Origin of the sequence: Streptomyces sp. NPDC059534 (assembly GCF_042743475.1) — a bacterium.
In the GTDB taxonomy this organism is placed as follows: domain Bacteria; phylum Actinomycetota; class Actinomycetes; order Streptomycetales; family Streptomycetaceae; genus Streptomyces.
In genome coordinates this window covers 18947-33906 of sequence record NZ_JBHWAQ010000038.1, presented here as the reverse complement: position 1 = coordinate 33906, position 14960 = coordinate 18947, and the positions used below count along the sequence as shown (strand labels likewise).

General features: G+C 73.8%; 8 protein-coding genes. 5 read left to right on the top strand and 3 right to left on the bottom strand.

Annotated features, from left to right (window positions below):
- The first annotated feature begins 123 nt into the window (after window positions 1-123).
- Window positions 124-399: a GlsB/YeaQ/YmgE family stress response membrane protein gene (locus ACFVZH_RS32675; protein ID WP_384903066.1), complete on the top strand. Its 276-nt coding sequence runs from the start codon at window positions 124-126 to the stop codon at window positions 397-399.
- 113 nt (window positions 400-512) lie between these two features.
- On the opposite strand, the gene tyrS is transcribed toward ACFVZH_RS32675, so the two are convergent.
- The 3 genes from tyrS to ACFVZH_RS32660 are packed head-to-tail and all read right to left on the bottom strand — an operon-like array spanning window position 513 to window position 4754.
- Complete coding sequence (gene tyrS / locus ACFVZH_RS32670) at window positions 513-1787, bottom strand: tyrosine--tRNA ligase (RefSeq protein ID WP_384903064.1); 1275 nt, start codon at window positions 1785-1787, stop codon at window positions 513-515.
- Window positions 1788-1842: 55 nt separating this feature from the next.
- The gene (locus ACFVZH_RS32665; protein WP_384903062.1) at window positions 1843-3234 is read right to left on the bottom strand and encodes a metallopeptidase TldD-related protein; all 1392 of its coding nucleotides are present in this window, start codon (window positions 3232-3234) and stop codon (window positions 1843-1845) included.
- Entirely contained in the window at window positions 3231-4754 is a 1524-nt protein-coding gene (locus tag ACFVZH_RS32660; protein ID WP_384903061.1) for a TldD/PmbA family protein, read from the bottom strand. Before ACFVZH_RS32660 ends, ACFVZH_RS32665 begins: the two co-directional genes overlap by 4 nt.
- A gap of 212 nt (window positions 4755-4966) precedes the next feature.
- Between ACFVZH_RS32660 and ACFVZH_RS32655 the strand changes: the two genes are divergently transcribed.
- From ACFVZH_RS32655 to fabI, 4 genes are all read left to right on the top strand, one after another.
- Entirely contained in the window at window positions 4967-11401 is a 6435-nt protein-coding gene (locus tag ACFVZH_RS32655; RefSeq protein ID WP_384903059.1) for a hypothetical protein, read from the top strand.
- A gap of 1 nt (window position 11402) precedes the next feature.
- Complete coding sequence (locus ACFVZH_RS32650; protein ID WP_384903057.1) at window positions 11403-13193, top strand: hypothetical protein; 1791 nt, start codon at window positions 11403-11405, stop codon at window positions 13191-13193.
- A 158-nt stretch (window positions 13194-13351) separates the two neighbouring features.
- The gene (fabG, locus tag ACFVZH_RS32645) at window positions 13352-14068 is read left to right on the top strand and encodes a 3-oxoacyl-[acyl-carrier-protein] reductase (RefSeq protein ID WP_384903056.1); all 717 of its coding nucleotides are present in this window, start codon (window positions 13352-13354) and stop codon (window positions 14066-14068) included.
- Between the two features lie 5 nt (window positions 14069-14073).
- Window positions 14074-14850, top strand: coding sequence for an enoyl-ACP reductase FabI (fabI, locus tag ACFVZH_RS32640; RefSeq protein ID WP_384903054.1), 777 nt, complete (start codon window positions 14074-14076; stop codon window positions 14848-14850).
- Window positions 14851-14960 lie beyond the last annotated feature (110 nt).

Below are 14960 nucleotides of genomic sequence, written 5' to 3'. Positions count from 1 at the left end.
CCTCTCTCCACCGTACGCCCGCCCCCGTGCCGCGACGAGGCCGGGGCACGTCCGGCGCTGTCCGACATGCGCCGTATGACCGATGGGCCGAAACTGGGCGCACATGCGTACAAGGAGGCGACGATGAGTTGGTTGTGGGCGATCATCGTGGGATTCGTCCTCGGCCTGATCGCGAAGGCGATCCTGCCGGGCAAGCAGCAGATCCCGCTCTGGCTGACGACCGTGTTCGGCATTCTCGGCAGCGTGCTCGGCAACGCGGTCGCGACCTGGATCGGGGTCAACGACACCAAGGGCATCGACTGGACCCGCCACCTGCTCCAGCTGATCGGCGCCGTCGCCGTGGTCGGAGTGGGCGACATGCTGTGGGCGTCGATGAAGGGCACCAAACAGCGCACCTAGTCCGGCCCGGCCGGCCCGACACCCCCGGCCCACGGGACGGAAACACCGGAGGCCCGGTGTGCGGCACACAGGGGTGTGCCGCACCGGGCCTCCGGTTGCGCGAAGCGGGCGGGTCAGCCCGCCGCGCCAGCGAACTCGATCGCCGCCAGGTTCTTCTTGCCGCGCCGCAGCACCAGCCAGCGGCCGTGCAGCAGCTCCTCCGGCGACACCTCGGCGTCCTCGGCGGTGACCTTCACGTTGTTCACGTAGGCCCCGCCCTCCTTCACCGTGCGCCGCGCACCCGACTTGCTCGGCGCGAGGCCGACCTCGGTGAACAGGTCCACGACCTGGCCGAGCTCGGTCACGCGCGCGTGCGGCAGCTCGGACAGGGCGGCGGCCAGCGTCGCCTCGTCCAGCTCCGCCAGCTCGCCCTGGCCGAACAGCGCCTTGGAGGCGTTGATGACGGCCGCGCACTGGTCCGCGCCGTGCACCAGCGTGGTGAGCTCCTCGGCCAGCGCCCGCTGGGCGGCGCGCGCCTGCGGCCGCTCGGCGGTCTGCGCCTCCAGCTCCTCCAGCTCCTCGCGGGACTTGAAGGACAGGATCCGCAGGTACGTCGAGATGTCCCGGTCGTCCACGTTCAGCCAGAACTGGTAGAACGCGTACGGCGTGGTCATCTCCGGGTCCAGCCAGACGGCCCCGCCCTCGGTCTTGCCGAACTTGGTGCCGTCGGCCTTCACCATCAGCGGGGTCGCCAGCGCGTGCGCCTGCGCGCCCGGCTCCAGGCGGTGGATCAGGTCGAGCCCGGCCACCAGGTTGCCCCACTGGTCCGACCCGCCCTGCTGGAGCGTGCAGCCGTAGCGGCGGTACAGCTCCAGGAAGTCCATGCCCTGGAGCAGCTGGTAGCTGAACTCCGTGTAGCTGATGCCCTGCTCGGACTCCAGGCGCCGGGCCACGGAGTCCTTGGTCAGCATCTTGTTGACCCGGAAGTGCTTGCCGATGTCCCGCAGGAACTCGATCGCCGACAGGCCGGCGGTCCAGTCCAGGTTGTTCACCATGACCGCCGCGTTCTCCCCCTCGAAGGAGAGGAAGGGCTCGATCTGCGAACGGAGCCGGTTCACCCAGTTGGCGACCGTCTCGGGGTCGTTCAGGGTGCGCTCGGCCGTCGGCCGCGGGTCGCCGATCTGGCCGGTGGCCCCGCCGACCAGCGCCAGCGGCCGGTGCCCGGCCTGCTGGAGCCGGCGCACGGTGAGCACCTGGACCAGGTGGCCGACGTGGAGACTGGCCGCGGTCGGGTCGAAACCGCAATAGAACGTGACGGGACCGTCCGCGAGAGCCTTGCGCAGTGCGTCCTCATCGGTGGACTGGGCGAAGAGCCCGCGCCACTTCAGCTCGTCGACGATGTCCGTCACGATCGTCCGTCTCCTCAGAAAGTTGTCAGTGCTACGACGACCCAGTCTAGGCGGGTCAGACCCCCTTGCTGACCGAGCTCATGTTGAAGTCCGGCACCCGCAGGGCGGGCATCGCGGCCCGGGTGAACCAGTCGCTCCACTCGCGCGGCAGCGTCTTCTCCGTACGGCCCGCCTCCGAGGCCCGCGACAGCAGGTCCACCGGCGACTCGTTGAACCGGAAGTTGTTCACCTCGCCGACCACCTCGCCGTTCTCGACGAGGTAGACGCCGTCCCGGGTCAGACCGGTCAGCAGCAGCGTCGCCGGGTCGACCTCGCGGATGTACCAGAGGCAGGTCAGCAGCAGCCCCCGGTCGGTGGAGGCCACCATCTCCTCCAGGGAGCGCTCGCCACCGCCGTCCAGGATCAGGTTCCCCGCTCCGGGGGCCACGGGCAAGCGAGTAAGTCCCGCCGTGTGCCGGGTGGTGATCAGGTGCGCCAGGCCGCCGTCCTTGATCCAGTCGATCGGCCCGACCGGCAGGCCGTTGTCGAAGACGGAGGAGTCGTCGCCGGAGGAGTGCGCGATCACGAACGGCGCGGACTCCAGGCCCGGCTCGTTCGGGTCGCTGCGCAGCGTCAGCGGCAGCGGGGAGAGCGTCTCGCCGAGCCGGGTTCCGCCGCCGGGCTTGGAGAAGACCGTCCGGCCCTCCACCGCGTCCCGGGCCGTGGAGGACCACAGCTGGTAGATCATCAGGTCGGCCACGGCCGTCGGCGGCAGCAGCGTCTCGTACCGCCCGGCGGGCAGCTCGATCCGCCGCTCGGCCCAGCCCAGGCGGGTCGCCAGCTCGGCGTCGAGCGCGGCCGGGTCGACGTCCTTGAAGTCCCGCGTCGACCGGCCGGCCCAGGCGGACCGCGAGCGGTCCGGCGACTTGGCGTTCAGCTCCAGCGTCCCGTTGGGCTGGTCGTGGCGCAGCCGCAGCCCCGTGGACGTCCCCAGGTAGGTGGAGGTCAGCTCGTGGTTGGCGAACCCGTACAGCTCGCGCCCGCCGGCCCGGGCCCGGGCGAACGCCTCGCCGAGCGCCGGCGCGAAGTCGGCGAAGACCGCGGAGGTGGTCTCCGCCGGCGCGTCCGTGAAGTCGGGCGACGCGGACACGCCCTCCACCAGCGGCTGCGCGTCCTCGGCGGGCCCGGCGGCGCGGGCGGCGGCCTCGGCGGCCCGCACCAGCGGCTCCAGGTCGTCCGCGGTCACGGCGGACCGGGACACGACACCGGAGGCGGTGCCCTGCGCGCCGTCCACGGTCGCGATCACCGTGAGCGTACGGCCCCGGGTGACACCGTTCGTGGTGAGCGTGTTCCCGGCCCACCGCAGGTTCGCCGACGACTCCTCGTCGGCGATCACGACACACCCGTCGGCACGGGACAGCTCCAGCGCCCGCTCGACGATCTCGTACGGCTTGCTGACGCGGCTCATCGCCCGGCCTCCTGCGTCGTGTTCAGAATGTTGACGCCCCGGAAGAGGGCGGAGGGGCAGCCGTGGGAGACCGCGGCGACCTGGCCCGGCTGGGCCTTGCCGCAGTTGAAGGCGCCGCCGAGGACGTACGTCTGCGGGCCGCCGACCTGCTCCATCGAGCCCCAGAAGTCGGTGGTCGTCGCCTGGTAGGCCACGTCCCGCAGCTGACCGGCGAGCTTGCCGTTCTCGATGCGGAAGAAACGCTGCCCGGTGAACTGGAAGTTGTAGCGCTGCATGTCGATCGACCAGGACCGGTCGCCGACCACGTAGATGCCGCGCTCCACCCCGCCGATCAGGTCCTCGGTCGACAGGCCGCCCGGGTCGGGCTGGAGGGAGACGTTCGCCATCCGCTGTACCGGCACGTGCGCGGGGGAGTCCGCGAAGGCGCAGCCGTTGGAGCGGCCGAGACCGGTGAGCTTCGCGATCCTGCGGTCCAGCTGGTAGCCGACCAGCGTGCCGTCCTTCACCAGGTCCCAGGACTGCGCCTGGACGCCCTCGTCGTCGTAGCCGATGGTCGCGAGACCGTGCTCGGCGGTCCGGTCGCCCGTCACGTTCATGATCGAGGAGCCGTACGCCAGCTTGCCCAGCTGGTCGAAGGTGGCGAAGGAGGTGCCGGCGTAGGCGGCCTCGTAACCGAGGGCCCGGTCCAGTTCGGTGGCGTGCCCGATGGACTCGTGGATCGTCAGCCAGAGGTTCGACGGGTCCACGACCAGGTCGTACCGGCCCGCCTCGACGCTCGGCGCCCGCATCTTCTCGGCGAGGAGACCCGGGATCTCGTCCAGTTCCCTGTCCCAGTCCCAGCCGGTACCGGTCAGGTACTCCCAGCCGCGCCCGACCGGCGGGGCGATCGTCCGCATCGAGTCGAACTCGCCGGTCGTCTCGTCGACGGCGACCGCGGTGAGCTGCGGGTGCAGCCGGACGCGCTGCTGGGTGGTGACCGTGCCCGACGTGTCCGCGTAGAACTTGTTCTCGTGGACGGTCAGCAGCGACGCGTCCACGTGCGCCACGCCGTCCGCCCGCAGCAGCCGGGTGCTCCAGTCGGCGAGCAGCGCGCTCTTCTCCTCGGCGGGGACGGAGAAGGGGTCGATCTCGTACGAGGAGACCCAGGTGCGCTCCTCGTGCACCGGCTCCTCGGCCAGCTCCACCCGCTCGTCCGAGCCGGCCGCCGCGATCACCTTCGCCGACAGCTTGGCCATCGCGACCGCCTGCGAGGCGACCCGCGCGGCCCCGTCCATGGTCAGGTCGACCCCGGACGCGAACCCCCAGGCCCCGCCGTGCACCACCCGCACCGCGTAGCCGAGGTCCGTGGTGTCCGACGATCCGGACGGTTTGGCGTCGCGCAGCCGCCACGAGGCGCTGCGCACCCGCTCCAGGCGGAAGTCGGCGTGCTCGGCACCGAGCGCGCGCGCCCGGGCGAGCGCTGCGTCGGCGAGCGCCCGCAACGGCAGCGCGACGAACGAAGGGTCGATCTGATGGACCACGAGCGGCCTCGCTCTCAGTGATCGGAAGGCGGCGGTTGAGCTGTTCCGGAAGTCAATCACGGGACGGACGGCGGAGTCGGCCCATTGCTGTGCGCCCCTGGCGGAACCCGCTCCAACAGGCCATCGGGCACCGGGCATTGGGGAATCGGAATAGAGCGTTGGCATAGCCCCTCCGCTGGTGGGATGAGATGATCTGCGCCATGCACGGGTGGGTGAACGAAGTCAGGTCCTGGCTGTCGTCGCTGGACGAGGACGCGCTCAGGTCCCTGCTGACCTGGCACCCGTGCTTACGGGGCGACAGACACGCCCACGCCCCGGACCGCCCCGCCCGCCGGACACCCCCGACCCGCAAGGAACTGCACGCGGCCCGCGTCCGCTTCGCCAAGGCACAGCAGGGACAGCTGACGAGCATCGCCGCCTGCGGACTCGTCTGGGCCGCGAAGGCACTGAGGACGGAGTACGGCTTCTCCGAACGCGCCCTCGCCGACCCCACCCTCGACGAACTCCTCGCCATGCTCACCGTCCTGGAGTCGCCCCTCGCCCGGTGCGCGCTCTACGGGATGCTCGTGCCCGGCACGGCCGCCCGGCTGCCGGCGGGACCGCTGGCGAGACAGCACGAGGCCGCGTTACAGGCGGCCGCGGACAGCAGCCCGCCCCCGGACGCGTACGAGATCGGCCCGGCCTTCGACCCGCCCGACGCCGTCGCCGCCCCGGACCCCCCGGAGCCTGCCGCCCCCGACGCCCGCGACGAGCCCCCGCCGACGCCCCCCGAGCGTGAGGATGCCGCCCCTGTGCCCGTGCCCCTGCCCGCATCCCCGGCGGACCCTCCCTCCTCCCTCGCGGACCTGAAGCGGTCCGGCGAACGGCTCGCCGCCGTCCTGCGCGCTGCGGCGGACGCCGTCGAGGCCGGGCTGCTCCCCGCCGACGCCCCCGCCGACGCGCTCACGGCCTGGACGGGGGAGCGCGAGCGGCTGGCCGCGGCGCTCGCCGCCGAGGGCCTCACCTGGGAGCCGGGCCTCGGATACGACGACGCCGAGGCCGGCTTGACGCGCCTTCGGGCCGCACGGGCGGAACAGTGCGACGCCCTGCGCCGCAAGGCGAGCGGATACGCCGAACTCCTGGAACTGGCCGACGACGAGGACGAGGCCGCCGACCTCCGCCGCCACCTCGAACGCACCGAGACCCAACTGCGCGAACTCGGCGCGACCGCCCCCGCCGTGCGGGACGCGGAGGTGCGGGATGCGGCGGTACGGGACGCGGCGGTGTCGGACGCCCTTCTCCCCGACGGCACGGTGCTGGGCACTACGGTGCCGGACGGCACGGTGCTGGGCACCACGGTGCCGGACGCCACGGTGCCGGGCACTACGGTGCCGGACGTCACGGTGCCGGGCACCACGGTGCCGGACGCCACGGTGCCGAACGCCACGGTGGCGGACGCCGCCGTGTCGAGTGTCCCCGTGCCGGGTGCCCCCGTGGCGGACGCCCCCGCAGGGCGTACCGCGCACGGCACCGGCGACTCGGCCGCTCCGCTGGGCCGCGCGGCCGACCGCGTCCGGGTCGGCGCCTCCGCCATCGAGGCCGTCCGCCGCGTGGTGGAGCCCCCGTCCCCGGCACCCCTTCCGGCACCGGGCCCGGCGCCGCAGCCGTCCCCCGCCCCACCGGTGACGGCTTCCCCTTCGGCGGGGATCTCCGTACCGGCTTCTCCGTCCGTACCGGCTTCTCCGTCCGTACCGGCTTCTCCGTCCGCGCCTGATCCCTCGTCCCTACCGGCTTCCCCGGCGGCGTCTGCCTCTCCGCCGGCGGCGACGCCCGTACCGGCCTCCCCGTCCGCGGCCCCCGAGCCCGCGCCCGCGCCGATATCCGCGCCCGCACGGGTCTCCACGCCCGCCCCGGCCCCCGCGCCCCCGCCGATCCCGGCGCCCACGCCCGCCCCGGCCCCCGCGCCCCCGCCGGAGCCGGCCGCCGCGTCCCTGCACGTCGCCGCACCCGTGCGGGTTCCCGCCTCCGCCTCCCCCTCCGCGCCGGCCCCCGCGGTCCTGCCGATCCCGGCGCCCGCGGCCCCCGGCGGCAAGGCCGCCGCCCGTCCCGAGCCGTCCGCGGCCGGACCCGAGCCCGCCGCCGCGAAGACGGTCAGGGCGGTCGGGGCGGTCAGGGTCGCCGTGCCGGCGGCCGGGCCGCCGGTGGAGGAGCCGTGGCCCGCCGGGGTCGAGACGCCGGACTGGGAGCCGTACGCGCCCTGGGACACGGGGAGCGAGCCGCCGGTGGGGCGGCTGCTGCGGGAGGGGCGGGTCGCCGAGGCGTACTGGATGACCGTGGCCTCGCGGGAGAGCGCCGTGCGGGCGCGGACGCTGGCCTTCGCCGCGGCGGCGTTCGGCTGTGTCTCGGACAGCGAGGCCACCCCCGTGCAGATGGCGCACGAGCTCGACCCGGCCCTCGCCGGGCAGGACCGCGAGGCGCACCTCGTGGCCCTGGCGGCCGCCCTGCGCACGGGGCTCACCGCCCGCTGGCCGCACGGTCTGGTCAGCGGGTTCGTGATGCCGTCCGGGCTCAGCGGCGCGTGGCAGCACCTGCTGAACGTGCTGGTGGCGGCCGTGCGGGACGGCCGCGCCTTCGAGCCCGGCATGCTCCAGGGCAGCGTGGAGGGACAGGAGGCCGCCACCCGTGAGGAGATCGGTCTGACGGCCCGGCAGCTGCTCGACGACCTCCCGCGCCGGAAGATGAAGTACCAGCGGGCGTCGCAGGTGCTGCAGTACCTCGTCGGCCCCTCGGGGGCGGTGCGGCACGCCCTGAACGAGGTCATCGAGTGGTCGGGCCAGAGCCCGGCCCAGTACACGGGCACGCCCGGATTCCGCTCCCTGGGCGAGGAGTTGTGGCGGGCGGAGGACATCGACCGGCTCATCGAGGACACGGACGCCCTGTTCCGTACGTCGAAGCAGGCGAAGGAGCCGATCACCGCCGGCGCGCTCCGCCAGCTGCACACCGCCTGCCGGTCGGTCGGCGAGCTCCTCATGCGCGCCGAGGCCGCCCACACCGGCGCCCGGCCGCACCAGGGCGTCAGCGACCGTGGCATCCCGGAACTCGCCTCGGTGCTCCGCGACGTCTCCGACGAGCCCGCGCCGGCCGGCACCGGCGGCGCGGCCCTGGCGCTGCTGCGCGGCTGGCTGACCGGCGAGCACCTGCGGCACGCGGACACCGCGGCCGACCGGCTCCGGGAGGACGGCGGCCCCGTGCCGCCCGCCGACGCCCTGCTCCGCCTGCCCGACCTGCCCCGGGACGCGCTGGGCGACCCCGACCTCGCCGACCCCAGGGCGGCCCGCCGCATCGCCGCCCTGCTGTCCCCCGCCGACGCCGAGTACGCCCTCGCCCGGTACCTCGGCGACGGCGACCTGCACCTCGCCAGGGCGCTGGTCGCCGCGGTGGAGAGCCGGCCGGAGGAGTACGGCTGCACCGACCCCGAATGGGGCGAGGCGGCCGCCCGGCGGCTCGCGCAGGGGCACGAGGAGTGGCGGCGCGCGGTCGCCGAGCACCATCGCGCGGCGGCCGGACTGCTCGCCCAGATGCGGACGCTCAACCAGCTCGCGGCCGATCAGGAACGGGAGTTCGTGGGCCGCCTCCAGGAGTTCGCCGACGGCGAGGAGGCGGGCCGCTACCGCTTCGCCGTGGAGTCGCTGCGCACCCTGGAGGCGGAGCTCGTCACCCTCGTCGAGGACTACACCCGCCAGCTCCGCGAGAACCTCGCCCAGCTGCGGTCCCGCCCCGACCAGCCGCTCTCCGCCGGGGACCACGACCGGATCGCCCGCCTCATCGACGAGGGCGACACCGTCACCGCCCAGGAGTTCCTCGCCCTCGCCACCAGCCACACGCCGCTGCCGGAACGGCCCGCCGACGACGGCTCGGAACTCGCCGCCTTCCTCACCGGGGTGACCGCGCCCGGCGCGCCGAAGGCCGGCGGGGAGGGCACGGAGGCCGACTGGTGGGCGCGGCACTACGGCGACCCGTCGGCCTCGCTCACCCCGGCGGCCGGCAACGGCCTGGAGGCGTGGGCCGCCCTGTGCACCCCGCGGGGCCGGCGCGGCGACCTGCCGCAGCACCTCTCCCGGGTGCTGCGGCTCCTGGGCCTCGAACTGGCCACGAACCAGGTGGTCGCCGAACGGGTGGCGCTCGGCCAGGGCATGCGCCGCTTCAAGGTCCGGGCCCGGGTCGCCGAACGCGCCGGGTACGTCGCGACGCTGGGCTCGCGGGCCTCCTCGTACACCGTCCTGCTCGTCTGGGAGGAGCAGCCGGCCGACGGCCCGCTCGCCCACCTGGAGGACGCCGACGTCGGCGCCAACATCGTGCTCTACCTGCACCCGCTCGGCATGGAGGGGCGCCGGGGCCTCGCCGAGTCCGCCCGTTCCTTCGCCCAGCAGGCGCTGGTCGTCGACTCGGCGGTGATGGGCTGGATGACGGCCCGCGCCCCCGGCTCCTTCCGCTCGCTCCAGCGCGTGACGCTGCCCTGGGCGGCGTACAACCCGTACACGCCGTTCGTGGCGGGGCTCGTCCCGCCCGAGGTCTTCTACGGCCGCGACGAGGAGATGCGGGAGGTGATGGGCCGGGAGGGCGGCATGTTCCTGTACGGCGGCCGCCAGCTCGGCAAGTCCGCGCTGCTGCGCAGGGTCGCCGAGATCTTCCCGAGCCGCGCCGACGCCCACGTCGCCGTCTACCTCGACCTGCTCAAGGCCGAGATCGGCCACGCGGAGGCCCCCGACCGGATCTGGAGCCGGCTGGTCGAGGACCTCAAGCGCAAGGGCGTGTTCAACAACAAGATGTCCGAGCAGGCCAACCCCGACGTCGTCGTGCGCAACATCCGCGCCTGGCTCGACCAGGACGACACCCGGCGCATCCTGGTCCTCGCCGACGAGGCGGACGCCTTCCTCAACACCGACTCGCGCCGAGCCTTCCGCGTCGGCAGCGAGTCGACCTTTCCCAACGTCATGCACTTCCAGCGGCTCATGGAGCAGACCGAACGCCGCTTCAAGATCGTCTTCGCGGGCCTGCACCAGGTCCAGCGCTTCGGGCACCTCTCCAACGTCTCCACCGTCCACGGCGGCCCCGACGTCCTCGTCGGCCCGCTCGGCACCCAGGCCGCCGTCCGGCTCGTCACCGAACCCATGGCCGCGCTCGGCTGCTTCTTCGAGCGCCCCGAACTGGTCTGGCGCATCCTCGCCATCACCAACTACCAGGCCAACCTGGTGCAGATCTTCTGCCGCGAACTGGTCCGCGTCCTGCACGACCGCCCGTACACCGTCTCCGGCGAGCCGGTCCGGATCACCGAGGACGACGTCCAGAAGGTCGCCGCCTCCGAGACCGTCCGCCGCCAGATCGCCGAACGGCTGCGCTTCACCATCAACCTGGAGGACCGCTACCGGGTCCTCGCCCTCGTCATAGCCCTGCGCAGCCTCCAGGACGCCTACCGCGGCGACTACACCGCGAGCGAACTGCTCCAGGAGGCCCGCGAGGCGTGGCCGGAGGGGTTCGAGATGCTCACCGCCAAGCAGGCCCAGATCTTCCTCACCGAGATGGTCGGCCTGGGCCTGCTCATCCAGCTCGGCGACCGCTCCCGCTTCGCCGTCCGCAGCCCCAACGTCGTCAACATGCTCGGCACCCGCGAGGAGCTCGAACTCGAACTCCGCGAGACCGAGTTCGGCCTGCCGTACGACTACAACCCGCACGCCGCACGGCGGCTCCTCGGCCGCGACGCCCGGCACGTCCAGACCTACAGCCCGCTCACCGAGGAACAGCTCCACGAGAGCGCCCAGTCCGGCGTCAGCCTGATCGGCACCACCGCCCTCCACCGGCCCGAACTGGTCCGCCAGGCCGTCACCGCCTTCGCCGTCAACCGGGGCGTCGAAGTCGTCCCGTACACCCACGGCGAGGACCTCACCGCCCTGCTCAAGAGCCGCGGCCGCAAGGCCCACGTGATCATCGCGGACCTGCGCGCCGCCGCCCTCGCCGAGCTCCGCGAGGCCGTCCGCTCCATGCAGGTCCACGCCGGCCCCGCCGCGGACCGGCTCCTCCACCAGACCCAGCCGCGCAGCGGCGGCAACGAGAACCGCTCCGTGGTGGTCGTCGCCGACGCCGTCGCACTCTCCGAACTGGCCGCCGACGAAGGCCACGACGAGCTCTCCGTACGGTGGCTTCGCCCCGAGCGGTGGACCGCCGACGCCCTGCGCGCCTGGTCCGAATGCCCCTTCGTCTCCCGCGAGGACCGCGACCGGCTGGTCGCGGCCACCGGCGGCTGGCCCCGGTGGATGGAGGCCGCGGTGGCGGACGTGTCCGTGCACGGCCAGACCCTCGAGAACGCCGTCGAGCGGATTCGGACGCTCATCGACGGCCCCCGCAACCTCGCCGAGCACCTGCGCCTCTCCGGGCTCGACGCGCGGGACCTCGACCGCCTCGCCACCTGGACGGGTTACGTGGAGGAGGGCCAGGGGGCGCCGCGCGACGACGTGCGCGAGGCGGTGGAGCTCGACGACGCCGACACCGACGCCTGGCTGCACCACCTGGAACAGCTCGGGGTCCTCGACGAGACCGCCGAGGGCTTCGCGGTGGAGCCGGTCACGTACCGCGCGGTGCGGGCCCGGGCGGCGGCCGCCGGGGAGAAGTGACGTGACGGAGGCACCGGCGCGGACGCCCGGCGCGGGGTCGGCGCCCGCCGTGCACCCGACCGACCTGCCCGGCGTACGCGCCCGGCTCCGCGACGTCACGTCCGACCTCGCCGCCGGCCTGAACTGCCTCTGGCTGGTCACCGACGCGATGGTGGAGTCGGGACTCGCGGACGCCCTGTACCGGGAAGCCCTCGCCGCCGCCCCGGTCCACGTCGACGTGCCCGCCCCCACCCCGGTCCACGTCGACGTGCCCGCCCCCGCCCCCGAACGGGCGATCGGGCCGCGGCCCGCGCCGGCGCCGCCGCGGGCCGGGACGGACGACGGCTGGTGGACGGAGACCGACGAACTGCCCTACCTCGACCTCCCCGACGACGGCTTCGACCTCGACCTCGGCTGGACCCTCGACGGCCGCCCGCCCCGTGTGCCCGCCCCGCGCCGTGAACCCGGCGCACCCCGCCACGACCCGCACGGCCTCACCGCCCGGCTCGGCGGCCGACTCTCCGTCACCCCCGACGAAGCCGTCCCCGCCCTGCTCACCCGCGCCCGCGAACAACGCCCGGTCGTCGGCATCCGGGCCTGGCGGGAACACGACGACGGCTCGGGCACCCGTACGGACGGGGACGGGGGTACGGCCATCCGTGCGCGCACGGACCCGGACCAGGCCACGCGCGCGCGTACGGACCCGGACCAGGCCACGCGCGCGCGTCCTGCCACGGACCCGGCCACGTGCGCGCGTACCCCCTCGGGCGCGGGAAGCGGCAGGCCGGCCGGCGCCGCCACGGCCCCCGAGACCGGTCCCGCCCCGCCCCGGGGCGCCGCCGTCGAACGGCTCTTCCGCTCCCTCGCGGCCGCGGTCAGGGAAGCCGGGCTGCCGCCGGCCGAACGCCCCCGGCTGCTGGTCGTGGCCCGCCTCCGCGACCTCCCGGAGCCGCTCCCGGACGAGCTGCGCGACGGCCTCGGCGACACGGCCGTGCACTGGTGGTGGGGTGCGCTCGGCCGGCTCGACACGGCCACCGCGATCGCGCCGGTCCTCGACCACAGACCCGGCGCCACCGGCCGGGCGCGCGACCCGCTCGCGGACCGTGTCCGCGGCGCGGTGCGCTCCGAGACCGTGGTCGAGATCTGCGGTCCCGACCTGGAGCTCGCCCGGCTCCTGGTCCTGGAGTGGGACGGCGCCCAGCACACCCTCGCCGGCACGCTGGGGCGCTGTCTCGCCGCGACCGGCGGCCCTACCCCGGGGGAGTGCCCGCCGCTGCGCCGGATCGGCGCCCTCGCGCGGCCCGGGGCGGAGCTGCGCCAGGCATGGGCCCGGGGCGCCGTCGTCTCCTGGGAGGGCCGCCTGCGGCACCACGTGTCGGTCTGGCACCCGGCCGCCCCGGCCGACGGCACGGCGGCCGTGCCCACCGCCGACGGGAGGGCCCGGCTCGCCGCGCTGGTCTCCCAGGCCCAGCAGCGCGTCCTGAACCCGTGGATCGAGGAGGCCCGGCAGCGCCTCGCCGCGCGGGCCCTCGGCCACCTCGGCCGTCCGGTGGCCGCCGTCGTCGCCGATCACGCCGACCGGCCTCCGGCGTATCCGGGCGCCGACCCGGAGCGGGCCTTCCTGGAGCTTCAGGTGGGGGAACTGCTCGGGGCCCACATCAGCGGGGCCCTCGCCCTGCCCCCGGACGACGCCCGGCTGCTGCGCCTCCTCGTCATGGCCAGAAATGTCCTTTCGCACCGCTCCGTGCTGTACGACCGGACGCTCGACGACCTGTGCGCCGAGCTGTCCAGGGCCGACCTGCGGGCCTCCTGAGACCCGTCCGGGACGAGCGGCGAGCCGCCCCGTACCGGCTCCTGGCTGTAGGGACCCGACAGTGACACCCGTACGCCACTGTCGGAGGTCGATTCCTCATGTCGGGAGCTATACCGATAGGTTTTCGGCTACCAGACCGCTATCGAAAGGGTGATCCGTTGAGCCGCTCGGTTCTCGTCACCGGAGGAAACCGGGGCATCGGCCTCGCCATCGCCCGCGCGTTCGCCGAGGCCGGCGACAAGGTCGCGATCACGTACCGCTCCGGCGACCCCACTGAGCTCGAGAAGGCCGGGTTCCTGGCCGTCAGGTGCGACATCACCGACTCCGAGCAGGTCGACCAGGCGTACAAGGAGATCGAGGAGAAGCACGGTCCGGTCGAGGTCCTCGTGGCCAACGCCGGCGTGACCAAGGACCAGCTCCTCATGCGGATGTCCGAGGAGGACTTCACGTCCGTCCTGGACACCAACCTCACCGGCACCTTCCGGGTCGTCAAGCGGGCCAACCGTGGGATGCTGCGCGCCAAGAAGGGCCGCGTCGTCCTGATCTCCTCGGTCGTCGGTCTGCTGGGCTCCGCGGGCCAGGCCAACTACGCCGCCTCCAAGGCCGGCCTCGTCGGCTTCGCCCGCTCCCTCGCGCGTGAGCTGGGCTCGCGCAACCTCACCTTCAACGTCGTCGCCCCTGGTTTCGTCGACACCGACATGACCGCGGTGCTCACCGACGAGCAGCGCGCGGGCATCGTGTCCCAGGTACCGCTGGGCCGCTACGCGCAGCCGGAGGAGATCGCCGCCGCGGTGAAGTTCCTCGCCTCCGACGACGCCTCGTACATCACTGGAGCCGTCATCCCGGTTGACGGCGGATTGGGCATGGGTCACTGATCACCATGAGCGGAATTCTCGAGGGCAAGCGCATCCTGATCACCGGTGTGCTGATGGAGTCCTCCATCGCCTTCCACACCGCGAAGCTGGCCCAGGAGCAGGGTGCGGAGATCATCCTCACCGCCTGGCCGCGGCCGTCGCTGACCGAGCGCATCGCCAAGAAGCTCCCCAAGCCCGACAACGTCAAGGTCCTGGAGCTCGACGTCTCCAACGACGAGCACCTCGCGCGCCTGGAGGGCCAGGTCCGCGAGCAGCTCGGCGACCGTCTCGACGGCATCGTGCACTCGATCGGCTTCGCCCCGCAGGACGCGCTCGGCGGCAACTTCCTCAACACGCCGTTCGAGTCCGTCGCCACGGCCATGCACGTCTCCGCCTTCTCGCTGAAGTCGCTGACGACGGCGCTGCTGCCGCTGATGACCGAGGGCGGCGCCGTCGTCGGCCTCACCTTCGACGCGCAGTACGCCTGGCCGCAGTACGACTGGATGGGCCCGGCCAAGGCCGCCCTGGAGGCCACCAGCCGCTACATGGCGCGTGACCTGGGCAAGCAGAACATCCGCTGCAACCTGATCTCGGCCGGTCCGATCGGCTCGATGGCCGCCAAGTCCATCCCGGGCTTCAGCGAGCTGGCCGCCGTCTGGGACAGCCGCTCCCCGCTGGAGTGGAACCTGGCCGACCCCGAGCCGGCGGGCCGTGGCGTCGTGGCGCTGCTCTCCGACTGGTTCCCGAAGACGACGGGCGAGATCGTCCACGTCGACGGCGGCCTGCACGCGATCGGCGCGTAACGGCTCCACCCGCACGCGAACGGCACCGAGGGCCGGGTGGGGCGCGCGCCCCCCAGGGCCCCCGCCCCCCCCCCGAGCCCCCCAACCCACACACCAGAGATAAAACAAGG